The sequence below is a fragment of the Streptomyces broussonetiae genome (assembly GCF_009796285.1).
Lineage (GTDB): Bacteria > Actinomycetota > Actinomycetes > Streptomycetales > Streptomycetaceae > Streptomyces > Streptomyces broussonetiae.
The window spans coordinates 3,529,680-3,553,418 of record NZ_CP047020.1 but is presented as its reverse complement, the minus strand read 5'-3'; the positions used below and the strand labels follow the sequence as shown (position 1 = coordinate 3,553,418).

Here is a 23,739-nt window from a genome sequence, read left to right as displayed (position 1 = left end):
CCGGGTGATGGCCACCGTGAACGGGTGATGCTGGTTCCGGGGTGGATGTGGCGGCTCGGGACGGCCGGCCGGCGTGTGGCCGCCGGGCTTGCGGCCGGCCTCTTCCTGGGGGCTTTCGTTCTCGTCGAGGCGGGGTCGTGGGCCGGTGCCGTGGTGGTCTTCGTGGTGCTGAGCCTGTTCCACGGGACCCGGGTGGCGCGCCGGATGGAGAACGTCTGGCCCGCCGCCGAGGGGATGAGCGGCGCCGACCGTACGGCCGTGGTACGAGCCACCCGGCGCGGCGAGGCCGTGGACGATCCCCGGCTGGCGTCCTCGGTCGTCGAGTACGCCCGCGCCCTGCGCCGGGGCGCCGAGGAGGACCGGCTGCGCCGTCGGGTCGTCCTGCTCGTCACCGCGCTCGCGGTCGCTCTCGCCGTGTACGACACCGTGCGGGGCTCCACCGGCCAGACCATCGCCTCCTGGCTGGTGGTCCTGCTCCTCCTGGCCGACCTGGTGTGGTGGCCCCGCAGCCGAGCCCGCCTGCTGGCCCGGGCCGACCGGGCCGAGGCGTCGGCCCGCCGGTCGACGGGCGGGCACTGAACCGGGCCCCGCGTCCTCGCGCGTCCCCTCGCGTTGCGAGGTTCCTGAGGAGGGGTTGACCCTGAAGGGAGAGGCATGCCTGCCAACCGGACGGAGCGAGCGCAGACGGCTGCGGAGCCCGCGGCTACGCGGCCCGTGCAGGGAGCGGGTTCCAGATGAGGCTTGTCGTCGATCTCAACCGGTGCCAGGGATTCGCACAGTGCGTCTTTCTGGCCCCGGACGTCTTCTCCCTGCACGGGGAAGAGGCGCTGCTGTTCTCCCCTCGCTTCGACGAGACACAGCGTGACCGGGTGGAGAAGGCCGCCGCCGCCTGCCCGGTGCAGGCCATCCTCGTCGACTACAGCGACGAACCGACGAAGGGGGCGGAGCCCCATGTCGGCTGACACGGACGTCGAGGTTCTGCGGCGCCAGGGCCGCATTGTCGTCGTCGGTGCCTCGCTGGCCGGTCTGCGCGCGGCGGAGACACTGCGCGAACAGGGCTTCACCGGATCGCTGACCGTGATCGGCGACGAGCCGTACGAGCCCTACGACCGGCCGCCGCTGTCCAAGCAGGCGCTGCTCGGGCGGGCGCGGCCCGAGGACACGGCGTTGCCGCGGCGGCGCGACATCGACGCCGTATGGCGCCTGGGCGTCGCCGCCGAGGGACTGGACCGGGACGCCAAGCAGGTACGTCTGGCGAACGGCGACACCGTTGCCTACGACCGCCTGCTGATCACCACCGGGACCAGGGCGCGGCCCTGGATCCACCCGGAAGAGGCCGGGCTTGACGGGGTGTTCGTGCTGCGGACCCGCGACGACTCCGCACGCCTGTGCCGCAAGCTGACCGGCGGCGTGTCCCGGGTCCTGGTGATCGGCGCCGGTTTCACGGGCTCCGAGGTCGCCTCCGCCTGCCGGGAGCTGGGCCTCGAGGTCACCGTCGCCGAACGCGGTCCGGCACCGCTGGTGGGCGCACTCGGCGGAGTGGTCGGCGCGGTCGCCGACCGGCTGCAGCGCAGGCACGGAGTCGACCTGCGCTGCGGCATCAGCGTCACCGCCCTGGAGGGCGACTACGTGGGGCGGCTCAGGCGCGCCCATCTGTCCGACGGCTCGGCGATCGACGTGGACGTGGCGGTCGTCTCGCTCGGCGCCGTCAGGAACACCGAGTGGCTCGCCGGCTCGGGTCTGGCCGCCGGTCCCCGCGGGATCGCCTGCGACGCCGGGTGCCGGGTGTTCGACGTCAACGGCATCGTCACCGACGACATCTACGCCGCCGGTGATGTCGCACGCAGTCCCCACCCGCTGTTCGACTACCAGTTCCTGTCGCTGGAGCACTGGGGCAACGCCGTCGAACAGGCCGAGATCGCCGCCCACAACATGATCTGCGCGGGTCCCGACCGCCGTCCCCACCTGTGGCTGCCGATGTTCTGGTCGTCCCAGTTCGGTGTCAACATCAAGTCGGTGGGTGTGCCCCCGCTGGGCGACCAACTGGTCGTCGCCCAGGGCACGCTGGGCGAGGAGCGGTTCGTCGCGGTGTACGGGTACCGCGGCCGCGTCATCGCCGCGGCGTCCTTCGACGGAGCCAAGTGGCTGGGGTTCTACCAGCAGCAGATCGAGTCCGGCGCGCCGTTCCCGCCGGAGTACCGCACCGTCGACCGCCGCACCGAGACGCTGGAGCCGGTCGACCCGGCCTTCCCCGACCCCCATCTGCCCACGCACGGGCCCACCGTCACGCTGACGGGTCACTCACCGAGCGAGCGGCGGATCAAGTTCGTTCCGTCGCATGCCTGATCACCGGCCCTGTGCCGCCCGGCGCCCCGCAGGAGACACCATGACGCCCGACACCATCTCCGCGCAGATCATCGACTACGCCAATCGGGCCGATCCGTACCCGCTCTACGCGGAGCTGCGCAAGACACCGGTCAGGCGGGAGGACGACGGCACCTACCTGGTCAGCACCTACTACGAGGTGCGGAGCCTGGCCAACGACCCGCGGCTGAGCAACGACACGCGCAACCGCCCGCCGGGCTACGCCCGCCCCGGGCAACCGGCGGAGGAGTCCGGCCTGCCGCCCGGCTTCATCTTCACCGACCCGCCTGTGCACGACCGGCTGCGCGACACCATCAACCGGCCGTTCGGTCCTCCGCACAGCCCCAGGTTCCTCGACGCGCTGCGCGGAGACCTGACCAAGGTGGTCACCGAGCTGCTCGACGCCTTCGAGGGCAAGGACCAGGTCGACATCGTCGAGGACTTCGCGTACCCCCTTCCCGTCACCGCCATCTGCAAGGTCCTCGGCGTGCCGCGCGAGGACGAACCGCGCTTCCACGGCTGGGCCGACGCCCTTGCGGCGGCACTCGATCCCCGTCCCGGCGGCGACGACGCCGAGCAGAAGGGACAGCAGGCGCGCCAGGAACTGGGCTCCTACCTGGCCGATCTGATCGAGACCAAACGGCGCCACCCCGGCCCCGGGATCCTCAGCGCGCTCGCCCCCGACATGACACCGGCGGACCTGGAGGCCACCGCGGTGCTGCTCCTGGTCGCCGGCCACGAGACGACGGTCAACGCGATCACCAACACCACCCTCACCCTGCTGCGCCACCCCGACATCCTGGAGCGGTTCCAGAAGGAGCCGGACCTGGCCGTCCCGCTCATCGAGGAAGTGCTGCGCTACGAGCCCCCGGTCCAGTTCGTCACCTGGACCACCGCCCTGGCCGACATCGACGTCGCCGGCACCACCATCCCCAAGGGCTCGCCGGTCTGGCTCATGCTGGCCGCGGCCAACCGTGACCCCAAACGCTTCAAGGACCCCGACCGGTTCGATCCCGACCGCAAGGACAACGAGCACCTGGGCTTCTACACCGGCATCCACTACTGCTTCGGCGCCCCTCTCGCCCGTATAGAACTGCACATGGCCGTGCCCGAACTGTTCCGCCGGGTCAAGTTCTCCGGGCCGCTCGAGGACCCGCCGCCGTACCGTACGAACGCGGTGCTGCGCGGCCCCCGCCACCTTCCCGTGGCGATCGAGGGCCTCACGTCCTGAGCCGAGGGAGGGCCGCGGGCGCAGGGACCCGGGGATTCCGGACGATGCGGCGGTCGTGTTGTTCCGGCTCCCGGGCGCGAGGCGATCGGATCATGGCGGCATGCACGTTGTCGCTGCCGTCGTCCTGGCAGCTTTCCCGGCCGTCACGGGGGTCATGTACATGGTGACCTCTGGCTGCCTCCGCACGCTGGTGCCCGTACGGCTCGGCACGGGGCGGCTCCTCGTGACCGTCGCGGTGGCAAGATCCGCCGCCTGACGCCGATGCGCGGCGACTGGTTGTCCGAGGTGGCGCCCAAGCCATCCGTAGTCACAGAGGAAGTCATTTCATGAGTCATCGCCTCGTTGTCGTGGGCGCCGGTTACGCCGGTCTGCTGGCGGCCAAGCGCCTCGCCCGCAGGCTGCACCGCAACGACGTCACCGTCACGCTGGTCAATGCCTCGGACCGGTTCGTGGAACGGGTCCGGCTCCACCAACTCGCCGCCGGACAGCGACTGACGGAAGTGCCGTTGCGGCAACAGCTCAGCGGCACACCGGTTCAGCTGGTCGTCGGGCACGTGACCGCGATCGACGCCACCGCCCGGACCGTGTGCCTCGGCGACGAGCCCCGAACGATCGACTACGACACCCTGGTGTACGCGGTGGGCAGCCAGGCGCGGCTCGACGACGTCCCGGGAGCAGCCGAGCACGCCTACGCCGTGGCCTGTCCCGAGCAGGCGACGCGGTTGCGGCACCGGGTCGCCGAGATCGCGTCCGGTGGCACGGTCGCGGTGGTCGGCGGCGGGCTGACCGGGCTGGAAACCGCCTCGGAACTGGCCGAGAGCCATCCCGGGCTGCGGGTCCGGCTGTTCACCAGTGCCGATGACGTCGGATCCGGGCTGGCCCCGCGCGGCCGGGCCCATCTGCTGCGCGCCCTCGACCGGCTGGGCGTCTCGATCCATCCGGAGACCGTCGTCACGGCGGTGCGGGAGGACGGCCTCGGTACCCGCGACGGCCGGTCGTTCACCGCGGACGCCGTGGTGTGGACCACCGGGTTCCGCGCCCCGGACCTGGCCCGCGCGGCAGGGTTCGCCACGGATGACAGTGGCCGGATGCTCATCGACGCCACCCTGCGCTCGGTTTCGCATCCCGAGGTGTACGCCGTCGGTGACGCGGCCGCCGGGGTGTCGGTGAGCGGGGCACCGAGCCGGATGTCCTGCCAGGCGGCGCTGCCCATGGGCCGGGGCGTGGCCGACGTCGTCGCGGCCCGGCTGTCGGGCCGGGAACCCGGGCCGGTCCGCATCGGCTACGTCTTCACCAACATCAGCCTCGGCCGGCGTGACGGTGTCGTGCAGTTCACCCACGCCGACGACCGCCCGCGCAGGTTCGTCCTGACGGGCCGTGTCGCGGCGGTGTTCAAGGAGGCTGTCGTGCGCAGCACGGTACGCGCCCGGCGGCGCGGCGAGCCGGGCAGTGACGCGTCGGACTCCTGAGCCGTCAACACCGAGGTGACGTCTGCCGTTCGTGATCGTTGCTCAGGCATGATGCGCTCACGTACGGCCACCGGTTCCGTTCTCCTGGCAACGCTCCTGCTCTGCGCCGCTCCGTCGGCCGGTGCGGCCCCTGCCGTGGCCGACTCGGCCCTTCGAGCCGCCCCCGTCTCCGGCGCGCCCGCGCTGGAGACGGTGAGGGCGACCGGTCGGGGCAGGGCGGAGGGGGCAGAGGCGGACCGGGAGACTCTTGTGCAACGAGCCCGTACGGCAGCGCTCGCCGACGCCCGGTCCAAGGCCGAGCAGTACGCCAGGTCGGAGGGCCGGCGACTGGGTCGTCTCGTGTCCGTGACCGAAGTTCCCAGCGGGCACGCACCGGCGTCCGGGCGCCTTGTGATGGAGGTCGATGTGGCAGCCTCCTATCTCCTGGACTGAGGAACCCGACGGTCTCCTGGACCGAGGAGTGCGAGGGTCTCCTCGAAGAGCCTGGCAGGGACGCAGTGCGACGCCCGGTCCGGCGCGGCCCGCCGTCGTGCCTGGTGGCAGCCGCAGCGGCCGGCCGGACCGGATCACCCGCACCACCCGGTGGTGTGACAGGCGGCGTCCCTGTTGCCCCTGCGCTGTTGCGGAGGGAAGCGGCCCGGCGGTGCAATCAAGTGTGAGGCACTTCGACGGCATCCTGTCCGTCGGCCGCCCCGCTCCCGGGACGGGGTCCGGCCGCAAAGGGCTCAAGAACAACGCCCTGGGCATGTTCTCCTCGGTGGCCATGGGCCTGGCCTCCACCGGCCCGGCGTACAGCCTGGCCGCCACGCTGGGCATCATCGTGGCCGGCGTCGGACTGCAGGCCCCGATCGTCACGATGCTCGCGTTCATCCCGATGCTGCTGGTCGCGTACGCCTTCCGGGAGCTCAACGCGAGCAACGCCGACTGCGGGACCACCTTCACCTGGGCCACCCGCGCCTTCGGACCGCGCACCGGCTGGATGGGCGGCTGGGGCATCATCGTCGCCAACATCATCGTCATGGCGAACCTCGCCGAGATCGCCGCCGCCTACGGTTTCCGCCTGGTGGGCCTGGACGAACTGGCGGACAACCGGCTGTGGACCACCGTGGCGGGCATCGTCTGGATCGCCGTACTGAGCGCGGTCTGCTACGTCGGCATCGAGTTCTCCGCGGCCGTCCAGCGCTGGCTGCTGTGCCTGGAAGTACTGATGCTGGTCCTCTTCGCCGTCGCCGCGCTGGTCAGGGTCTACCTCGACCCTCCCGCGACGGCGATCCACGTCTCGGCCTCCTGGTTCAACCCCTTCGAGGTGCCCTCGGTCAGGTCCCTGACCTCGGGCATCCTCGCGGGGGTCTTCATCTACTGGGGCTGGGACACCGCGTTCGCGGTCAACGAGGAAACCGTCGACAGCGCGCACATCCCCGGGCGCGGCGCGGTCGTGTCCACCCTGCTGCTCCTGGTCATGTACGGGCTGGTGTCCACCTCGGCGCAGGCGTTCGCGGGAGTCGGCGCCTCGGGCATCGGGCTCGGCAACACGCACAACTCGGACGACGTGCTGTCGGTGCTGGGCGAGGCCGTGTTCGGAAGTCACGACACGGGGCTGCTCCTGTCGAAACTGCTGGTCCTGATGGTGCTGACCTCCGCGCTGGCCTCCGCCGAGACCACCATCCTGCCCCTGGCCAGGACCGTCTTCTCCATGGCGGTCCACAAGGTGGTCCCCTCCGGGTTCGCCCGGGTCCACCGCAGGTTTCTCACCCCGACCTGGGGAACCCTCGGCATGGGAGCGGCCTCGATCGCCCTGCTCGTCCTGCTGACGTCGTTCAGCCGGAACATCCTGGCCGACTCGATCGACTCGGTCGGTCTCGCGATCGCGTTCCAGTACGGCCTGACGGGCTTCGCCTGCCTCTGGTACTACCGCAGGGTCCTGACCCGCAGCGCCAGGGATCTGGTCTTCAAGGGCGTACTGCCGGGGCTCGGCGGGCTGATGATGATCCTGCTGTTCTGCTACGCCGCGTTCGTCGTCTACGCCGACCCCGGGTACGGCGCGAGCGCCGTCGACCTGCCGCTGATCGGCAGGACCGGCGGGGTCACCGTGCTCGGCCTGGGCGCCCTGTCGATCGGTCTGCTGCTGATGCCGGTGGTCACCCGTGGCCACACCGTGGCCCTCAAACTCCAGCGGAGCCTGCTTCCGCGCCGCCTGCCGCGGCACGCCGCCGTCGACACGGCGAGCCGCTACGTGCCGGCCGACAGCGGGTCCGGGGTGGGCGGCGACTGGTACGACGTCATCCCCTTGTCGGGAACCCGGGTCGCCCTGGTCGTCGGGGACGTGGTCGGTCACGGCCTGCGTGCCGCGGCCACCATGGGACGGCTGCGTACGGGGGTGCGCGTACTGGCCCGGCTGGACCTGAGCCCGGACGAGCTGCTGTCCCGGCTGGCCGACCTGGTCGAACAGACCGCGCACGAGGGCGGGCCCGGCCGGGGCCCGGGCCACTGGACGTCGCACCACGACGCGGCCCTCGGCGTGAGCTGCCTGTACGCGGTGTACAACCCCGTCGCAGGGAAGTGCAGCATCGCACGGGCCGGGGATCCGGTGCTGGTGGTCGTCCCGCCGCGCACGGGCGTCGTCGACTGCCCGGAGCTGCCGCCCGGGCCGCCGCTGGGAATGGGCGGCCCGCCGTACCAGAGCACAGAGCTGGTCCTCACGCCGGGCAGTCTCCTCGTCCTCTTCACGGAGGGCCTCCTCCAGGCGGCCGACGACCACGACGCCGGGCTCGCGCAGCTGTCCCGTGCCCTGGCCGGCGGCCCGGCGCCGCTGGAGGCGCTCTGCGACAGAGTGGTGAGCGCCATGCTGCCCGGGCCGGTGGACGTGGACGCGACGCTCCTCATGGTCCGCACCCGCCTGCTCGACCGGAACCAGTACGCCGAGTGGGCGGTGCTCCCGGACCCGGCGGCGGTGGCCACCATCCGCACCGCCGTCAGCAAGCAGCTGCGCGACTGGGGGCTGGACGACCTGGCGTTCACCACGGAACTCATCGTCAGCGAACTGGTCACCAACGCCATCCGCTACGTCGGCGGTCCGATCCAGGTACGCCTGATCCGTGACCGGGCCCTGATCTGCGAGGTCTCGGACACCGGTCACACCTCGCCCAATCTGCGACACGCCGCGAGCGACGACGAGGGAGGCCGCGGCCTGTTCATCATCGCCCAGATGACCCACCACTGGGGCACGCGCTACACCCGCACCGGCAAGACGATCTGGACCGAGCAGGACCTGCCATCGGGCAGCGGCCCCTGAACCGGGACCTCCGGCTCCGCGCTCCGTCACCGGTCCGGCCGCACGGTGGTGACCCGAAGGCTCGTTCGGCAGTTACCGCTTCGGCCGGTCGAACCTGACGAGGAGTGGAGGGCGATCGTGGCGTACACCAGAAAGAACGTCAACAGGCTGACCCGCACCGAGAGGCGACGGTTCGTGGGTGCTCTGCTGGAGGTCAAACGCCGTGGTGAGTACGACGAGTTCGTGCACATCCACATCACCCACAACGGCCCCGACGGCGAACACCGTTTGCGCACCGCCCACATGGCGCCCTCCTTCCTGCCCTGGCACCGCAAGCTCGTGCTGGAGCTGGAGCGGGCCCTGCGCCGGGTGGACGCGTCGGTGACCGTGCCGTACTGGGACTGGACCCGTGACCGCAGCGCACACGCCCTGCCGTGGACCGACGACCTGCTCGGCGGCAACGGACGACGCTCGGACCGGCAGGTGATGAACGGGCCGTTCGCCTACCGGGCGGGCCACTGGAAGCTCACCGACAGGGTGACCGACGTGCGGTACCTCACCCGCGACCTCGGCCGCGCCCGCAACCCGATCCAGCTGCCGACCGGCCGCGAACTCGAGTCGGCGCTGGCCGATCCGGTCTACGACACGTGGCCCTGGAACTCGACGGTCACCCGTGGCTTCCGCAACAGGCTGGAGGGATGGGGGAGGGGCCACGGCAGCGTCTCCTGGCACAACCACAACCGGGTGCACCACTGGGTCGGCGGGGTGATGCTCAGCGCCGCCTCCGTCAACGACCCTGTTTTCTGGCTGCATCACTCCTTCATCGACCTGCAGTGGACGCGCTGGCAGCAACGGCACCCCGGCCACCGGTACCTCCCCGCCGAACCCCCGCGGGCGGGCGACGCCCAGCACGGCCGGATCGTGGCCCGGCACGAGAGGCTGTCACCGTGGGACGTCACGCCGGCCGAACTGGAGGACGTGAGCGGGATCTACAGGTACGAGTGAGGCCGGTCCGACAGCCGCTCAGCGGCAGGCGGTCACCACCGAGAGGTCGCTTCTCCGTTCGAGGTGTCACACGTCCCGCTGAAATGCTGACGACACAGCGACCACCGCTCGCGTACGGCCTCCCCTTGATCAAGCTGGTGTCTTCTGCGAAGGAGACGCCACCGTGCGAATTTCTGACATCCAGCGCTGCGAGGTCCGGCCCGGGCGGCTCGTCGAGTGGACGTTCAGCCCGGCGACCATCGCGGCCGCGGCAGTGCTGCCGCCGGATCCGCGGCCGCCGGCGTACATCCAGGAGTCGCACATCAGAACGTCCCGCTCGGTGCGGGAAGGCGGGCTGTTCGTACCGACCTGGCTCGGCACGGCCTTCGACCTGCCGGGCCGGGCCGATCTCGACGCGCTGGAAAGGGCGTTGCGCGGCTGGACGCTGCGTCACGAGACGCTGCGCAGCGGCTTCAGATGGGCCGGCGACGACATGCACCGGTTCACGCTCGGCGAGGACGACGTGTCGCTGCATCGCGAGGTGGTCGGCGACTTCGCCGACCCGGGGGCGCTGATCCGGTACCTGCAGGACCGGTTCGACACCGCGGCGGACGCGCTGGGCTGGCCGAACTTCATCTATGCGGCGGTCGTACGCGAGGACTCCACCAGCGTGTACATGGCCTTCGACCACACCAATGTCGACGCCTACTCCCTGCAGCGCATCCCGGACGAGATCCACGGCCTGTACACGGCAGACGTCACGGAACGGCCCGTCGTCGGCCGGGCGGTGGGAAGTTACGTCGACTTCTGCGAGCTGGAGCGGGCGAACGCGGACGGCATCGACGACACACACGCGATCGTCGCGCGCTGGCGGGAGTTCATCGGCCGGTGCGACGGGCGGCTTCCGGAGTTCCCCGTCGACCTCGGTCTGCAGCCCGGTGGCGCGTTGCCCGCGCAGAAGCTGCTGTGCGAGCCGCTCGTCGACGCGGACGCCGCCGCCGCCTTCGAGGCGCACTGCCGGCCCTACGGCGGCAGCCTGGTGGGGGTCCTGGCGGCAACCAGCCTGATCGTCCACGAACTTGGCGGGCAGCCGGTCTACCGCACGGTCGTGCCGTTCCACACCCGGCTGAAGTCCGCGTGGTCGGACTCCGTGGGCTGGTACGTCGGCGGCGCACCGATCGAGGTGCCCACCGTGCGGGACTGGACGGGCGCGCTCACCGCGGTCCGCGCGGAGTTGCGGGCCAACCGGTCGTTGGCGCGCATTCCGCTGGCACGGGTACTGCGTCTGCTCGGCGAGGACTTCCGGCCGACCTCGCCCGACATGTACTCGATCATCTCGTACGTCGACGCCCGGCTCACCCCCGGCTCCGCGGACTGGACGCAGAAGAAGGCGTACGGTCTGATCCGGGTGTCATACGGCGACCAGGTGTGCGCCTGGGTCAACCGGCTGCACGAAGGCCTGTGGTTCGCCTGCCGCTACCCGGACACCGACGTCGCGCGCAAGACGGTGCGGCAGTACGCCGAGGGGCTGCGGGACCTGATCGTCTCCGCGCCCGCCCGCGATCGGTCGCGGGTTGCGGAACCGGCGTTCTCCTGACGCAACTTTCGTCCGCGTCACCTGTGTTGGCGCCGGCGCCGTGCCGCGTCCGACACGAACGCACGTGCCGTGACGGCGCGACCCGCCGGGCAATCCGTGTCTGCGCACGGCCAGTTGGCATCCATCGGGTGATTCTGTGGGGCTATATCCCCCTCGGGGCGGATGTCCGATGTGGAATGGCTCGTCCAGCTACTGCTAGTGTTCGTTCAGTCACGCTAGGCAATCAGTTTCGCTGTTCAGCAAAGAACCGAGGGCTCCATGCGCAAGCTTCAGCAGATCGTGATCGCAGCAGTGGCGGCCGGTGGTCTGTCCGCCATCGGCGCCGGCACCGCCATGGCCGACACCTACGGCGGTGACCAGCCGCAGGCGACCGACAACTACCGCCCGTACCAGGAGTGCAGCCCGCAGACGGTGTCCGAGAACGACGTCCCGATCGGCGTGCTCGGCCTCGCCGACACCCTGGACACCACCTGCCAGCAGAACAACAACGCTTTCACCGGCTGAGTTCGGCGGCGGCATCGTGCGCGACGCCTGGTACGGGACTCTCCGGGGACGGCCTCGAAGAGTCCCGTCCTTCCGGCCGGTTGCCTGATTCTGGAAGACGGAGCCCGGCGCGGCGGGCCCCCTACAAAGAAAGCGCATCACATGTTCAGCAGGAGAAAGATCGCGGCTGTCTCGGGGCTCGTCGGCGGCATCGCAGTGGCCTGCGCCGGCATCACCCAGGCTCATGCCGCAGCAACTCCGGGAAACTGCACTCGCGATCTCCTGGGCACCATCACCTGTACCCAGCGGATCAAGGGCGAGGCGCCCGACGACGGTGCGATCGCGCACCAGGAGACCTGTCAGCCGGTGCAGCCCTTGAAGCTGCCCGCCTTCCTGGGGCAGGGGACGGAGCGGCTCGGACCCAATGTGACCTGTTCTCCAACGACCGTGGGAGTGCCGCCCGACAGTGAGCAGGAGGCGCCCGACGGTTCCGCGTTGGGCCCCATGGCCCGGATCCTTCCGGTCGAGGGTTCGTAGTACTGATACGGCAGACGGGGGCTGACGCAACATGTGGAGTGTAGATCCTCGGTAACTACGGAGTGTGTGTATATGCTCACATTAAGTAGTCAAGCCAGGCGCTTTGCCTGGATAGGAAAGGGTCATTCCATGCGTAAGTTTCAGCGCGTTGCAGTCGTAGCGGCGGCGGTTGCGGGGCTGTCCGCCTTCGGTGCCGGTGTCAGCTTCGCCGCCGGTGGCGAGGACGCGCCTCCGCAGATCACCGCCGTGGCCAACTCGACGGCCAACGCCGTGGCCGTTGGCGGCGGTTACTACGCCGCTCCGCCGCAGGGCGGGCCGGAGCAGGGGAACCCCGGGCCCGAGCAGGGTTACGGCCAGCACCAGGGCGACGAGTAAAGACGTACCGAGGGGCCATCCTCTCGGCGCCACCACGGGCGCATCGGGCTTCTTGGGAAGCCTGACGCGCATCGCACGACCTCGGCATCCCGGATCCGTACCGATCCGGTCTGTTCACCGGTGTGCCGAGTGACACCCGTGGCGAAGGCGGCCCGGACGCACGACACTCCTGTCGGAGTGCGCGTCCGGGCTGCGGCACTTCCGCCACTGGGCGCGCCGACAGCGCGCCCAGGCGTGGAATGCTCTGTTTCGACCTTCTCAGGCCCGGGCGCACGCCAGTCAATGGCGCAGGCGCCCGGGCCTTCGTCGTAAAGGAATACAGCACATGCTCACTCCACGGAAGATCGCCGCCGTCTCGGGGCTCGTCGGAAGTCTCGCCGCGTTCTGTGTCGGCGCCGGACACGCGTACGCGGACGGACCCAAGAGCAACTGCAAGAGCACCGCACAGGGCGGCACGGTCTGCGTGCACAAGAGCGAGACCCACACCGACAAGGACGGCTCACACGTCATCAGGCAGACGCAGGACTGCTCGACGGCAGACCGTCCGCGTGTGGTGTTTCCGCAGGGCCAGCTGTTGGACGGTGGATCCGCCCAGGTCGGGCCGGTGGTGGACTGCTCCAACTCGGCAAAGCTGCCCAAGGGCTTCAAGAAGCCGCACATCGAGTTCTGACGGTCTGTCGTTCCGGCAGGCGTGCCCGCCGGTGCACACGAAAATCCCCGGTGTCCCGACCGCTGGTCGGGACACCGGGGATTTTCGTTGTGCGTTACTTGCCGAACGAGTTGCTGCAGCCCATGGACGAGCCCAGGGACGACTGCTGCGCACCCGAGTTGCCCTCGCCGTTCAGCAGGTTGCCGGCCAGGCCGTTGATGAGGCCGACCTCGCCGAGGATGTCGAGGTTCAGGTCGTGCGACCGGCATTCGGTGCTCTGCGTGACATTGAATTCGTCACCGCCCTTGCCCGAGCCCTGGCCGGCGTGGGCGGTGCCGGCACCCAGGAGCCCGAGGCTCCCGAACGCGGTGACGAGAACGGCAGCGGTGCGGAGCTTGTGCATGTCATCTCCGGTGAAATGAGGTGGATGCGATTCGTGAGAATCGCCGTCTTTGCCATGGGAATGCTGATACAAAATGCTCGAAAGAATCGAGTGACGCGCCGAACTCGAGTGCTTTTCGTTCCCTCGGAGATCTGTCGGCGCACACGAATGGTCCCGGCGCCCGGCCTTGGCCCGGCGCCGGGACCATTTGCTGTCCGGCGCCTCGGCGTCGGACGAAAGCTCAGAATGCGCTGTTGTTGCAGCCCATGGTCGAGCCGAGGTTGGTGGCCTGGGCACCCGGGTTGCCCTCGCCGTTGAGGGCGCTGCCCAGCGCGCCGTTGAGAATGCCGACCTCGCCGAGGACGTCGAGGTTCAGGTCGTGCGACCGGCAGCGGGAGCTCTGCGTGATGTTGAACCTGTCGCCGTGGTCGCCGCCCTTGCCTTCGCCGCCGCCCTGGCCGGCGAAGGCCGTGCCGCTCGCGAGCCCGATGCTGCTGAGTGCGGCGACCAGGACGGCAACGTTGCGAAGCTTGCGCATGTCATCTCCGTGGAGTGAGTGGATGCGATCTGTGACAGATCGACTTTTTACAGTTACGGGAGATTAGTACGAAATACGCTAAAAGCGGTCACGACGCGCCGTTTTTGTGATCACTCGTCAGAAACACCCGAAAGCCGTATCGCATGCGAACGGGCCTCTCGGTCTCGATCCTCGAAAGGCCCGTGCTGGGTGTCGATGTCCGGCTGTCAGCCCTGGTGCGCGCTGGCGAGGGAGTTCGACTGGCTGTTGGCCTGGGTGCAGTCGACGCCGCGGGTCTCGGAGGCGGCGAGCAGGGCGACCGGGATGTTCGCGTCGAGCAGGTTCTGCGGGCTGCACTCCTGGTACGGACGGAACGTGTTGGTCTGGCCGACCGCGCCCCCCGGGCCCACCGGGGCCGACTGCGGGGCCTGGGGCGAAATCTGGGGGCTGATCTGCGGGTTCAGCTGGGGGTTGAGCTGCGGGGCAACATCGGTGCCCCGTTGCTGCTGGGCCGGTGAGCCATAACTCTGCGCGGTTGCCTGGGAGGAGGTGGCCGAGGCGGCCTGGGCGTCCGGCTGTGAAACGGGAGGCCCGCCGGTGTAGGCGGGGGTGACGGCGGAGCTTGGGCCGGCACCGACGGCGGTCAGGCCGCCGGCTGCTGCGACGACGAGCGCGACTTGGCGAAGCTTGCGCATGGAATCCTCGGCCCTTCATTGACCTGTACGCGGAACCTGATGAAATGCAGACGAGGCAGCGCAGTTGCCGCCGTTAATGCTGCCTTGAGCGGGTGCGACGGACCATCGCCACCTGCCCTGTGCGGAACGAGATGTGCGCGCGCTCGGATACGGGTGCCGATTCGTGGTCACCCATTTGACGCAAGGGTTTGAGGGTGCAGCGCCTGTCCCGGTGAATGGCAAATGGGTGACGGGCCTTTGGGCGCCGTGACCACGGTGAGGGGATTCTCGTTCCGACCGGGAGAGGGCAACGACCGTGTACTCGACGAGGCGGTGAGGTAATTCGCTGCCGACTCCGACGCGACGTCCGCGTGCCGCTCAGGAGTGCCGCTGCTGACGGTGCGGTGCGATTACCGCACCGGCCGTACGTGTAATCGCACTGAATGCAATGGATTTCCCCTTTTTCAGGTATCGAAGGGCCGAGGGTTTCATGCGCAAGCTTCACAAGGCCGCGCTCGTTCTAGCAGCGGCCAGTGGTCTGTCCGCCATCGGCGCCGGCGTCAGCCATGCCGACTCCCCCGTCGGGTATGGCGGTGGTGCTCCGGCGCCGGCGCCGGAGCAGCCGGTTCCCCAGGCCGCACCCCCGGCGCCGGCTCCGCAGTACGCCCCGCCACCCCAGCAAGCCGGTTACGCCTCCGGCACGTCACAGGGCACGGCGCAGGCCACCGCCACGCCGTACCAGCAGCCGCAGTACGCGCCGCAGCCGCAGTACGCCCCGCAGCCGGCCCCGCAGTACGCCCCGCCGCAGCAGCAGACGGGCTATGCCTCCGCCTCGGCCTCCTCGCAGGGCACGGCGCAGGCCTCCACCTCGCCGTACCAGCAGCCGCAGTACGCCCCGCAGTACGCGCCGCAGCCGCAGTACGCCCCGCAGTACGCGCCGCAGCCGCAGTACGCCCCGCAGTACGCCCCGCCGCAGCAGGCCCCGCAGGTCACGCCGCAGGTCGTGCCGCAGGTCATGCCGCAGGTCGCCCCGCAGTTGGCCGTACCCCAGGGCGTCGCCCCGGAGGGCCCGACGCGTGTCGCCCCGCAGGTGAATCCACAGGTCAACCCGCAGGTGAACCCGCTCATCAACCCGCTGGTCGGGGCGCCGAGCGTTCCGCAGCTGTCTCCGGTCGGCCTCGGACAGGTTGCGGCACCCCCCCTCGGCCAGCTGGGGCTTCCCCGACTCGGCTGAGCGCCTCCCCGCAGTCGCCCGCAATCCCCCCTGATCTGTGACAGATCTCATCCGCTCGACCAACGGAGAACCAATGCGCAAGTTCCACAAGGCAGTCCTCGTGGGCGCCGTCCTCGGCAGTGTCTGCTCCTTCGGCGGCACCACCGCCTTCGCCCATGGCGAGCCGGGCCACGACATCGACGTCTCGCAGGGCACCGAATGCCGCTCGCACGACATGAACATCGAGGTGCTCGGCAACATCGGCGCCATCGACGGCCTGGCGGGCAACCTGCTGAACGGCGAAGGGAATCCGGGCGCGCAGCAGAGCCACCTCGGTTCGGACATGGGCTGCAACAACCAGGCGTTCTGACCGGCCCCGGACGGACCCGCGGCGGCACTTCGTCCCGACCGGCGTGAAGTTGTCGCCGACGAAGGCTCGGTCGAGCCCCCTTCCCGGTTGGGCAGGGGGCTCGTTGCCGGACAGGTCCCGTCCTCGAAGGAGCAAGCGGTATGAAGATCGTGACGTCGCAGAAGATCACTGCGTTCTTGATGTTCGAGGGCCATGCCGAGGAGGCGATGCGCTTCTACGTCTCGCTCTTCGACGACGCCGAGGTTCTCGACATCACCCGCTACGGTGCGGACGGCCCCGGCAGGGAGGGGAGTGTGCAGCACGCGACGTTCTCGCTGGCCGGTGAGCACATCATGTGCATCGACAGCCCCGCGCAGCACGACTTCACCTTCACACCCGCGATCTCGTTCTTCGTGCAGTGCGAGAACGAGGCCGAGATCGACCGCCTCCACGCGGCCCTGGCCGAGGGCGGCACGGAGCTGATGCCGCTGGGCGACTACGGCTTCAGCCCCAAGTTCGGCTGGGTCAACGACCGTTTCGGTGTCTCCTGGCAACTCAACCTGTCCGCCTGAGGCCACGGCGAGCCGTGGCCCCCGGCAGCGCCTCGGGCCGATGTCTGCGGCCTTCACTCGTTCGGCGGTAATGCTGCCGCATGCGTCGCCAACTGGGCATACGCCACGAGGACACGTGTCACGATCAAGTGACGACCAGTCAGGAGGACGACGATGGCAGAGCAGCTGTACGCGACGCTGAAGACGAACAAGGGCGACATCGAGATCCGGCTCTTGCCGGATCACGCGCCGAACACGGTGAAGAACTTCGTCGAACTGGCCAAGGGCGAGCGGGAGTGGGTCAACCCTCAGACGGGTGTGAAGAGCGCGGACCGGCTGTACGACGGCACGGTCTTCCACCGGGTCATCGAAGGCTTCATGATCCAGGGCGGTGACCCGCTGGGCAACGGCACGGGCGGACCGGGGTACAAGTTCGGCGACGAGTTCCACCCGGATCTGGCCTTCACCAAGCCGTACCTGCTGGCCATGGCCAACGCCGGGCCGGGTACGAACGGATCCCAGTTCTTCATCACCGTCTCGCCCACCACGTGGCTCACCGGCAAGCACACCATCTTCGGGGAAGTGGCCGACCCGGCCAGTCAGAAGGTCGTCGACGCGATCGCGACGACGCAGACCAACCCCCGCAACGACCGGCCTGTACAGGACGTCGTCATCGAGTCGGTGGTCGTCGAGACCCGCTGAACGCCCGGCGGCCGTAACGCCATCGCAATCCGAGGGCCGAATCCGGACAGGGCGCCGGGGCGTCCTCCTGGGTATGGAACCGCAGAAGCCGTCGCCCCAGCCCCGGCAGCCCGAAGGGTGTCTCGTCGTCGCGATCCGCATCCCGGTACGCATCCTCGTCCTCGTGCTGGTCGTGCCGGTGCGGATCGCGTGGGACGCACTCGTCGTCGCCACACGGTTTCTGCGGGACACGGTGGGGCGGCCGCTCGGCCGGGCCCTGCTGTGGGTCGGAAAGGCCCTGTTCGCCTGGCCGTTCGTGGCGCTGTGGCGGTACGTCCTGGCCCCCCTCGGCACGGCGCTCGGCCGGCTTCTGCACGTGCTCGTCGTCGTGCCCGCCCGCTGGCTCCACCGGAACGTGCTCACGCCCGTGGGCCGCGCCCTCGCTCTGCTGGCGCGGTATCTGCTCGTCGTGCCCGCCCACTGGCTCCGCACCCGGATCCTCGCGCCCGTCGCAGGCAACATCGCTCTCGCCCTGTACCGGGTGCTGCGCGTACTGATCGTCCTGCCCGCCCTCGCGCTGCGGCGCCGGGTCCTCGTGCCGGTCGGCCGGATCCTCGCCGTCGTGGCGCGGGAGGTGGGGGAGGCGCTCGGGCACGCGTGGCGGATCGCCGGGCGGATCTCGCGGGCCGTCGGGCGGGTGCTCGGCACACTCCTGCGGTGGATCCTCGTGGAGCCGGTGCGCTGGGCGTACCGCAACGTCCTCACGCCCGTCGGGCACCTCGTCCGGGACACCGTCCTGCGACCGGCCGCCGCGGGCGCGCGCGTGGTGGGCCGGGCCGTAGGCGAGGCACTGACCGGCGCGCGCGACGCAGTACGGCAGGCCCGGGCCGACGTCCGGCGGATGCTGTTCGGCGAGCCCCGGCAGCCGGTCCCGGTGGACCGGCGGGAACCTCGGGGGCCCGCGGCACGTACTCTTGGTAGCAGTACGACCGCACTCACGAAGGACTAGGACACTGGGCAAGCGACAGCCCGAAGGCCCGCCGCCCGCACCCGCGGTGCAGCGCATCCGACTGCGCTACACCAAGCGCGGCCGCCTGAGGTTCACCAGCCACCGAGACTTCCAGCGCGCCTTCGAGCGTGCGCTGCGCCGCGCCGAGGTGCCCATGGCGTACTCGGCCGGGTTCACGCCGCACCCCAAGGTGTCGTACGCCAATGCCGCACCCACCGGCACGGGCAGTGAGGCGGAGTATCTGGAGATCGCGCTCACCGAGCCGCGTGACCCGCACAAGCTGCGCGTCCTCCTGGACGAGTCGCTGCCCGCCGGGCTCGACATCGTCGACGCGGTCGAGGCGCGGACCTCGGGCCTCGCCGACCGGCTGACGGCCTCCGTCTGGGAGCTGCGGCTGGACGGCGTGGCCCCTGCCGACGCCGAGCGCGCGGTCGAGGCCTTCGCCAAGGCCGACAGCGTCGAGGTGCAGCGGATGACCAAGAACGGCGTCCGCACCTTCGACGCCCGGCCGGCCGTGGCGAGTCTGGAAACGCATGGTTCACCGGCTGATAGGCCGACCGACCAGCCCTGTGCGATACTGCGGCTGGTTGTTCGGCACGTGACGCCTGCCGTACGACCCGACGACGTCCTGTCCGGTCTCCGCGCCGTGGCCGACCTGGCGCCGCCGGTCCCCGCAGCGGTGACCAGGCTGGCGCAGGGGCTGTTCGATGAAGAGACCGGCACGGTGACCGACCCGCTCGCGCCCGACCGCGAGGCAGCCGAGGCCCTGACGGCCACACCGGCTGCCGCCGCGACGGCGCCGACGCCGGAAGGTCCCGCGTAGGGACGGACGTCGTAGCGCAGCCCTCGTACTCGGGAGCCACCTGGGTCGGGCAGCGCACCGACCAGAAGACTTTCGCCAGGCCGTACCGACAAGGCGTACGGAACCGGCGAGACAGGACACAGAGTGCTCCCGTGTGGCGCCCGCGCCCCGGACGGCGGCCATCGCGCATCGCGCGGGCCGCGGACGTCAACGGCGGACGGTCTTTTCGGACCGACGCCGGACCAGGCGCGGCGCCCGGGAGCCTGACGGGAGAAACGCCCGCATGCTCGAGCCGACCGAACCCGCTGAGGGTTCCGAACTCAACACTCCGAGCGACACCCTGCCGCCGCGCAGGCGTCGCCGTGCCGCTTCTCGCCCGGCGGGCCCGCCGGGCAAGGCGGAGGCATCCACCGAGGTGACCTTGCCGGCCATACCGGCAGATGAGGCCGCCGAGGCCGAAGAGATCACCGAGACCGAAGAGACCACCGAGACCGCTGAGACGCCCGAGCCCGCTCCGGCGCCGGCCGCCGAGGAGGTGCCGGCCGCCGGTCGTCCACGCCGCCGGGCCACGCGTCGTGCGTCCGCGCCCGCCGGGGCGCCCGCGTCCGCCGAGGCCGTCGAGACCGTCGTACCGGTCACGCCCGCCGTCGCCGAGACCGAGCAGCCCGCTGCCGTTGCCGAGGGCGGCGAGGTCGTGGTCGGCGAGGGGGCCGCACCGCGCCGCACCCGTCGCCGGGCCACGCGTACCGTTTCCGCGCCGTCCGCCGCCGAGGCTGCTGCCTCTGCGGAGCCCGCCGCCGAGCCCGCTCCCGAGCCTGCTGCCGAGCCCGCGCCCGCCGGTCGTCCGCGCCGTCGTGTCGCACGTCGTGCGGCGGCGCCCGCGTCCGTCGAGACCACCGAGGCCGTCGTGGCCGCCGTCGAGGCCGAGCCGGCGCCGCAGGAGACCGCCGCCGAGGAGACCCCGGCCGCCGCGCGTCCGCGCCGCCGTGCGACCCGCCGTGCCTCCGCGCCCGCCAGTGCTCCCAGGACCGCCGAGACCGAGGCCGTCGAGGAGACCCCGGTCGCCTCGCACGCCGTCCAGGAGGCCGCTGCCGAGGCCGCCGCCCCCGCCGTCGAGGAGGCCGCTCCCGCCGAGGAGGCCGCCCCGCGCCGTACCCGGCGGCGTGCCACCCGCCGGGTGTCCGCACCCGGCGGTGCGCCCGCGCAGGAGGAGGCCGCCGCGGCAGAGACCGCTGCCGAGGCCCCTGCCACTCCCGCGGTGGCGGCTGCCGCTCAGGAGCCGCGGGCCGTCGAGGCCACCGCCGAGGTGCCGGCCGAGGAGGCCGCCCCGCGTCGTTCCCGGCGCCGGGTGGTGCGTGCCGCGGCCGGATTCTCCGAGCCCGCGCGGTCCGCCCGGGCCGCCGCCGAGCCGTCCGAGTCCGCCGAGCCCGAGCCCGGGGCCTCGCGCCGGCCCGCCCGGCCCGCCGTCGCCGTCTTCCAGGCGCCGGTGTTCACCGAGCCCAAGTTCCAGACTCTGCAGCGCGCAGCCGCCGAGGCCGCGGCCGAGGCCGCCGAGGCGCAGGAGCCCGAGGAGGCGGCGGAGGAGCCCGCCGACGCCGGTTCGCGCCGCCGTCGCCGCCGCCGGGGTGCCGTCGAGGAGCCGCAGGCCGTCGAGGCCGTCGAGGCCGAGGAGACGGAAGAGGCCGAGGAGTCCGTCGAGGATCTCGCGGAGGACGAGGAGGCCGAGGAGACGGAGGGCGTCGAGGGCTTCGAGGAGTCCGGCTCCCGCCGCCGTCGCCGTCGTGGTGGCCGTCGCCGCCGTCGCGGTGAGGCCGCCGAGGGCGAGGCCGACGAACTGGCCGCCGAGCAGGCGGCGCAGGACGCCGAGGACACCGCCGAGCAGGAGGAGGAGGACGCCGAGGAGGCCCTGGGCGACGAAGGCGCCGGGTCCAGCTCCAGCAGCCGTCGGCGCCGTCGCCGTCGCCGCCGCGCGGGGGACTCCGGCCCCGACACCGAGCCCGGCGAGGGCGACCCGGAGCGTACGGTCGTCAAGGTCCGCGAGCCGCGCAAGCCCAGCGAGCCGTCCGACGAGGTGCAGTCCATCAAGGGCTCGACGCGTCTGGAGGCCAAGAAGCAGCGCCGCCGTGAAGGCCGTGAGCAGGGCCGCCGCCGCGTTCCGATCATCACCGAGGCCGAGTTCCTGGCCCGCCGTGAGGCCGTCGAGCGCGTGATGGTCGTGCGCCAGCACGGCGAGCGCACGCAGATCGGTGTGCTCGAGGACGGCGTGCTCGTCGAGCACTACGTCAACAAGGAGCAGTCGACCTCGTACGTCGGCAACGTGTACCTGGGCAAGGTGCAGAACGTGCTGCCGTCGATGGAGGCCGCCTTCATCGACATCGGCAAGGGCCGCAACGCCGTTCTCTACGCCGGTGAGGTCAACTTCGAGGCGCTCGGGCTCTCCAACGGGCCGCGGCGCATCGAGAGCGCGCTCAAGTCCGGGCAGTCCGTCCTCGTCCAGGTCACCAAGGACCCGATCGGGCACAAGGGCGCGCGTCTGACCAGCCAGGTCTCCCTGCCGGGCCGCTACCTCGTGTACGTCCCCGAGGGCTCGATGACCGGCATCAGCCGCAAGCTGCCCGACACCGAGCGGGCCCGGCTCAAGACCATCCTCAAGAAGATCGTCCCCGAGGACGCGGGCGTCATCGTGCGCACCGCCGCCGAGGGCGCGAGCGAGGACGAGCTGCGCCGGGACGTCGAGCGGCTGCAGTCGCAGTGGGAGGACATCCAGAAGAAGGCCAAGAGCGGCAACGCGCCGACGCTGCTGTACGGCGAGCCGGACATGACCGTCCGGGTCGTGCGCGACATCTTCAACGAGGACTTCTCCAAGGTCATCGTCAGCGGTGACGACGCCTGGCAGACGATCCACGGGTACGTCTCGCACGTCGCGCCGGATCTGGCCGGACGCCTGTCGAAGTGGACCTCCGAGGTCGACGCCTTCGCCACCTACCGGATCGACGAGCAGCTCGCCAAGGCACTGGACCGCAAGGTCTGGCTGCCGAGCGGTGGTTCGCTGGTGATCGACAAGACCGAGGCCATGGTCGTGGTCGATGTCAACACCGGCAAGTTCACCGGCCAGGGCGGCAACCTCGAAGAGACCGTGACCAGGAACAACCTGGAGGCGGCCGAGGAGATCGTGCGCCAGCTGCGGCTGCGCGACCTGGGCGGCATCGTCGTCATCGACTTCATCGACATGGTGCTGGAGTCCAACCGGGACCTGGTGCTGCGCCGGCTGCTGGAGTGCCTGGGCCGGGACCGGACCAAGCACCAGGTCGCCGAGGTGACCTCGCTGGGCCTGGTCCAGATGACCCGCAAGCGCGTCGGCCAGGGCCTGCTGGAGTCCTTCTCGGAGACCTGCGTCCACTGCAACGGCCGCGGTGTCATCGTGCACATGGAGCAGCCGAGCGTGTCCGCCGGCGGTGGTGGCGGCAAGCGCAAGAAGCGGGGCCGTGGCGGTGACGTCCACGAGCACGTGCACGAGGCCGCGGCCGTGGCCGTGGAGACCGGCGAGGCCGTCGAGCCCGAGGCGGAGACCGTTGCCGAGGTGGCCGCGGAGGCCGCCGAGCCGGTCGCGCTGCCCGGGCCCGACTTCGCGCCGGACGAGGAGCTGTACAGCAGCGTCGCCGAGGCGGAGGCGGCGGCCACCCGTGGCCGTACGCGGCGCCGGGCGAGCCGCCGGGCCTCGGCTCCGGCGGGTGCGCCCAGGGCGGAGAAGTCCGAGAGGGCCGAGAGGGCTCGCAAGGAGGCCGCCCCCAAGGAGGCCAGGGCCGGGGCTCCCAAGGAGGAGGCCGCGGAGGTCCCCGCCGCCGAGCCTGCCGTCCAGGAGCCGCAGGTCGTCGAGGCTGCCGCCGAGGCCCTGGCCGAGCCGGTCGCCGTCGAGGACCAGGTGGTTGCGGCACCGCAGGCCGAGGCCGCCGAGGAGGCCGCGCCCAAGGGCCGTACGCGCCGTCGCGCGACCCGCAAGGTGTCGGCGCCGGCCGGTTCCCCGGTGGGGGCCGAGGAAGCCGTGGTGACGGTCGCCGAGCCGGTGGCCGAGCCCGCTGCCGAGGAGGCCCCGGCTGCGGCTCCGGCCGCCGTCGAGGAGCCGCCCGCGCCCGTCGAGAGCGCCGCCCCGGCCCGCCCGCGCCGCCGTGCCGTGCGCAAGGCCACCGCGCCGACCGCGTCCGAGGAGACGGCCGTCATGGTCGTGCCGTCGGCCCCGGCGGAGGAGGCTCCTGAGCAGGCCGCCCCGGCGGAGGAGGCCCCGGCGGTCGAGGAGACCGCTCCGGCCAAGAAGGCGGCCCGCAAGACCGCCAAGAAGGCGGCGGTGAAGAAGGCCGCCGTCAAGAAGACCGCGGCCAAGAAGACGGCCGCCAAGAAGACGACGGCCAAGAAGGCGGCCAAGACCACCAAGACGGCCGCCGCGAAGTCGACGGCGAAGAAGACCACCGCGGTCTCCTCCGCCACCGACGAGGGCTGACACCCGCGGCGCGCGGCCGGTCCATCGTGACCGGCCGCGCGCCTGTGGGGGCTGTCCCTGGTGACCGCTCCCACACCCCCAGGGCCCGGTTTGACCCCCTCGGCCC

General features: G+C 71.1%; 24 protein-coding genes. 21 read left to right on the top strand and 3 right to left on the bottom strand.

The annotated features are described in order from the left end of the window. Nucleotides 1-24 precede the first annotated feature (24 nt). The 14 genes from GQF42_RS16470 (at nucleotide 25) to GQF42_RS16405 (ending at nucleotide 12,981) form a co-directional block, all read left to right on the top strand. On the top strand, nucleotides 25-579 hold the full coding sequence (locus GQF42_RS16470; RefSeq protein WP_158920583.1) for a hypothetical protein: 555 nt from the start codon (nucleotides 25-27) through the stop codon (nucleotides 577-579). Nucleotides 580-734: 155 nt separating this feature from the next. Then, complete coding sequence (locus tag GQF42_RS16465) at nucleotides 735-962, top strand: ferredoxin (RefSeq protein ID WP_158920580.1); 228 nt, start codon at nucleotides 735-737, stop codon at nucleotides 960-962. Continuing rightward, a complete protein-coding gene (locus GQF42_RS16460) occupies nucleotides 952-2,346 on the top strand; it encodes an NAD(P)/FAD-dependent oxidoreductase (RefSeq protein ID WP_158920578.1) in 1,395 nt (464 codons plus the stop codon). Before GQF42_RS16465 ends, GQF42_RS16460 begins: the two co-directional genes overlap by 11 nt. A gap of 40 nt (nucleotides 2,347-2,386) precedes the next feature. Beyond that, nucleotides 2,387-3,595 (top strand): cytochrome P450, encoded by a 1,209-nt coding sequence (locus GQF42_RS16455; RefSeq protein ID WP_158920576.1) that lies wholly within the window; start codon nucleotides 2,387-2,389, stop codon nucleotides 3,593-3,595. 100 nt (nucleotides 3,596-3,695) lie between these two features. After that, nucleotides 3,696-3,851, top strand: coding sequence for a hypothetical protein (locus GQF42_RS16450; protein ID WP_158920575.1), 156 nt, complete (start codon nucleotides 3,696-3,698; stop codon nucleotides 3,849-3,851). Between the two features lie 70 nt (nucleotides 3,852-3,921). Beyond that, on the top strand, nucleotides 3,922-5,064 hold the full coding sequence (locus tag GQF42_RS16445; protein WP_158920572.1) for an NAD(P)/FAD-dependent oxidoreductase: 1,143 nt from the start codon (nucleotides 3,922-3,924) through the stop codon (nucleotides 5,062-5,064). Nucleotides 5,065-5,112: 48 nt separating this feature from the next. Then, nucleotides 5,113-5,496 carry an SIMPL domain-containing protein gene (locus tag GQF42_RS16440; protein ID WP_158920570.1) on the top strand — a complete coding sequence of 128 codons (384 nt, stop codon included), beginning with the start codon at nucleotides 5,113-5,115 and terminating at the stop codon, nucleotides 5,494-5,496. A gap of 223 nt (nucleotides 5,497-5,719) precedes the next feature. Beyond that, nucleotides 5,720-8,356, top strand: a complete 2,637-nt coding sequence (locus GQF42_RS45925; RefSeq protein WP_233273365.1) for an amino acid permease — start codon at nucleotides 5,720-5,722, stop codon at nucleotides 8,354-8,356. Between the two features lie 117 nt (nucleotides 8,357-8,473). Next, on the top strand, nucleotides 8,474-9,340 hold the full coding sequence (locus tag GQF42_RS16430; RefSeq protein WP_158920568.1) for a tyrosinase family protein: 867 nt from the start codon (nucleotides 8,474-8,476) through the stop codon (nucleotides 9,338-9,340). Nucleotides 9,341-9,503: 163 nt separating this feature from the next. Then, nucleotides 9,504-10,916 (top strand): condensation domain-containing protein, encoded by a 1,413-nt coding sequence (locus GQF42_RS16425; protein WP_158920566.1) that lies wholly within the window; start codon nucleotides 9,504-9,506, stop codon nucleotides 10,914-10,916. A 258-nt stretch (nucleotides 10,917-11,174) separates the two neighbouring features. Next, complete coding sequence (locus GQF42_RS16420) at nucleotides 11,175-11,420, top strand: hypothetical protein (protein ID WP_158920564.1); 246 nt, start codon at nucleotides 11,175-11,177, stop codon at nucleotides 11,418-11,420. 141 nt (nucleotides 11,421-11,561) lie between these two features. Continuing rightward, nucleotides 11,562-11,936 (top strand): hypothetical protein, encoded by a 375-nt coding sequence (locus GQF42_RS16415; protein ID WP_158920562.1) that lies wholly within the window; start codon nucleotides 11,562-11,564, stop codon nucleotides 11,934-11,936. 129 nt (nucleotides 11,937-12,065) lie between these two features. Beyond that, nucleotides 12,066-12,311, top strand: a complete 246-nt coding sequence (locus tag GQF42_RS16410; RefSeq protein WP_158920560.1) for a hypothetical protein — start codon at nucleotides 12,066-12,068, stop codon at nucleotides 12,309-12,311. A gap of 325 nt (nucleotides 12,312-12,636) precedes the next feature. Beyond that, nucleotides 12,637-12,981: a hypothetical protein gene (locus GQF42_RS16405; RefSeq protein WP_233273364.1), complete on the top strand. Its 345-nt coding sequence runs from the start codon at nucleotides 12,637-12,639 to the stop codon at nucleotides 12,979-12,981. Between the two features lie 94 nt (nucleotides 12,982-13,075). Here the strand turns inward: GQF42_RS16405 and GQF42_RS16400 are convergent, their stop codons facing one another. The 3 genes from GQF42_RS16400 to GQF42_RS16390 form a co-directional block, all read right to left on the bottom strand. Beyond that, nucleotides 13,076-13,363 (bottom strand): hypothetical protein, encoded by a 288-nt coding sequence (locus GQF42_RS16400; protein WP_158920558.1) that lies wholly within the window; start codon nucleotides 13,361-13,363, stop codon nucleotides 13,076-13,078. 220 nt (nucleotides 13,364-13,583) lie between these two features. Next, the gene (locus GQF42_RS16395) at nucleotides 13,584-13,880 is read right to left on the bottom strand and encodes a hypothetical protein (protein ID WP_158920556.1); all 297 of its coding nucleotides are present in this window, start codon (nucleotides 13,878-13,880) and stop codon (nucleotides 13,584-13,586) included. 206 nt (nucleotides 13,881-14,086) lie between these two features. Beyond that, on the bottom strand, nucleotides 14,087-14,554 hold the full coding sequence (locus GQF42_RS16390; protein ID WP_158920554.1) for a hypothetical protein: 468 nt from the start codon (nucleotides 14,552-14,554) through the stop codon (nucleotides 14,087-14,089). A 469-nt stretch (nucleotides 14,555-15,023) separates the two neighbouring features. On the opposite strand from GQF42_RS16390, the gene GQF42_RS16385 reads away from it, so the two are divergent. The 7 genes from GQF42_RS16385 to GQF42_RS16355 all read left to right on the top strand — a co-directional run bounded on the left by GQF42_RS16385 (nucleotide 15,024) and on the right by GQF42_RS16355 (nucleotide 23,633). Continuing rightward, the gene (locus GQF42_RS16385) at nucleotides 15,024-15,767 is read left to right on the top strand and encodes a hypothetical protein (RefSeq protein WP_158920552.1); all 744 of its coding nucleotides are present in this window, start codon (nucleotides 15,024-15,026) and stop codon (nucleotides 15,765-15,767) included. Nucleotides 15,768-15,840: 73 nt separating this feature from the next. Continuing rightward, the gene (locus GQF42_RS16380; protein WP_158920550.1) at nucleotides 15,841-16,116 is read left to right on the top strand and encodes a hypothetical protein; all 276 of its coding nucleotides are present in this window, start codon (nucleotides 15,841-15,843) and stop codon (nucleotides 16,114-16,116) included. Nucleotides 16,117-16,256: 140 nt separating this feature from the next. Next, nucleotides 16,257-16,667: a VOC family protein gene (locus GQF42_RS16375; protein WP_158920548.1), complete on the top strand. Its 411-nt coding sequence runs from the start codon at nucleotides 16,257-16,259 to the stop codon at nucleotides 16,665-16,667. Between the two features lie 153 nt (nucleotides 16,668-16,820). Beyond that, a complete protein-coding gene (locus tag GQF42_RS16370; RefSeq protein WP_158920546.1) occupies nucleotides 16,821-17,348 on the top strand; it encodes a peptidylprolyl isomerase in 528 nt (175 codons plus the stop codon). A 73-nt stretch (nucleotides 17,349-17,421) separates the two neighbouring features. After that, entirely contained in the window at nucleotides 17,422-18,336 is a 915-nt protein-coding gene (locus tag GQF42_RS16365) for a hypothetical protein (RefSeq protein ID WP_158920544.1), read from the top strand. A 46-nt stretch (nucleotides 18,337-18,382) separates the two neighbouring features. Continuing rightward, on the top strand, nucleotides 18,383-19,159 hold the full coding sequence (locus tag GQF42_RS16360; protein ID WP_158920543.1) for a TIGR03936 family radical SAM-associated protein: 777 nt from the start codon (nucleotides 18,383-18,385) through the stop codon (nucleotides 19,157-19,159). 262 nt (nucleotides 19,160-19,421) lie between these two features. Beyond that, nucleotides 19,422-23,633 carry an Rne/Rng family ribonuclease gene (locus GQF42_RS16355; protein ID WP_199272703.1) on the top strand — a complete coding sequence of 1,404 codons (4,212 nt, stop codon included), beginning with the start codon at nucleotides 19,422-19,424 and terminating at the stop codon, nucleotides 23,631-23,633. Nucleotides 23,634-23,739 lie beyond the last annotated feature (106 nt).

Coding starts and splice junctions, on each gene's coding strand:
- GQF42_RS16465 (WP_158920580.1), top strand. CDS start 735: ATGAGGCTTGTCGTCGATCTCAACCGGTGCCAGGGATTCGCACAGTGC.
- GQF42_RS16460 (WP_158920578.1), top strand. CDS start 952: ATGTCGGCTGACACGGACGTCGAGGTTCTGCGGCGCCAGGGCCGCATT.
- GQF42_RS16455 (WP_158920576.1), top strand. CDS start 2,387: ATGACGCCCGACACCATCTCCGCGCAGATCATCGACTACGCCAATCGG.
- GQF42_RS16450 (WP_158920575.1), top strand. CDS start 3,696: ATGCACGTTGTCGCTGCCGTCGTCCTGGCAGCTTTCCCGGCCGTCACG.
- GQF42_RS16445 (WP_158920572.1), top strand. CDS start 3,922: ATGAGTCATCGCCTCGTTGTCGTGGGCGCCGGTTACGCCGGTCTGCTG.
- GQF42_RS16440 (WP_158920570.1), top strand. CDS start 5,113: ATGATGCGCTCACGTACGGCCACCGGTTCCGTTCTCCTGGCAACGCTC.
- GQF42_RS16420 (WP_158920564.1), top strand. CDS start 11,175: ATGCGCAAGCTTCAGCAGATCGTGATCGCAGCAGTGGCGGCCGGTGGT.
- GQF42_RS16415 (WP_158920562.1), top strand. CDS start 11,562: ATGTTCAGCAGGAGAAAGATCGCGGCTGTCTCGGGGCTCGTCGGCGGC.
- GQF42_RS16410 (WP_158920560.1), top strand. CDS start 12,066: ATGCGTAAGTTTCAGCGCGTTGCAGTCGTAGCGGCGGCGGTTGCGGGG.
- GQF42_RS16405 (WP_233273364.1), top strand. CDS start 12,637: ATGCTCACTCCACGGAAGATCGCCGCCGTCTCGGGGCTCGTCGGAAGT.
- GQF42_RS16400 (WP_158920558.1), bottom strand. CDS start 13,363: ATGCACAAGCTCCGCACCGCTGCCGTTCTCGTCACCGCGTTCGGGAGC.
- GQF42_RS16395 (WP_158920556.1), bottom strand. CDS start 13,880: ATGCGCAAGCTTCGCAACGTTGCCGTCCTGGTCGCCGCACTCAGCAGC.
- GQF42_RS16390 (WP_158920554.1), bottom strand. CDS start 14,554: ATGCGCAAGCTTCGCCAAGTCGCGCTCGTCGTCGCAGCAGCCGGCGGC.
- GQF42_RS16385 (WP_158920552.1), top strand. CDS start 15,024: ATGCGCAAGCTTCACAAGGCCGCGCTCGTTCTAGCAGCGGCCAGTGGT.
- GQF42_RS16380 (WP_158920550.1), top strand. CDS start 15,841: ATGCGCAAGTTCCACAAGGCAGTCCTCGTGGGCGCCGTCCTCGGCAGT.
- GQF42_RS16375 (WP_158920548.1), top strand. CDS start 16,257: ATGAAGATCGTGACGTCGCAGAAGATCACTGCGTTCTTGATGTTCGAG.
- GQF42_RS16370 (WP_158920546.1), top strand. CDS start 16,821: ATGGCAGAGCAGCTGTACGCGACGCTGAAGACGAACAAGGGCGACATC.
- GQF42_RS16365 (WP_158920544.1), top strand. CDS start 17,422: ATGGAACCGCAGAAGCCGTCGCCCCAGCCCCGGCAGCCCGAAGGGTGT.
- GQF42_RS16355 (WP_199272703.1), top strand. CDS start 19,422: ATGCTCGAGCCGACCGAACCCGCTGAGGGTTCCGAACTCAACACTCCG.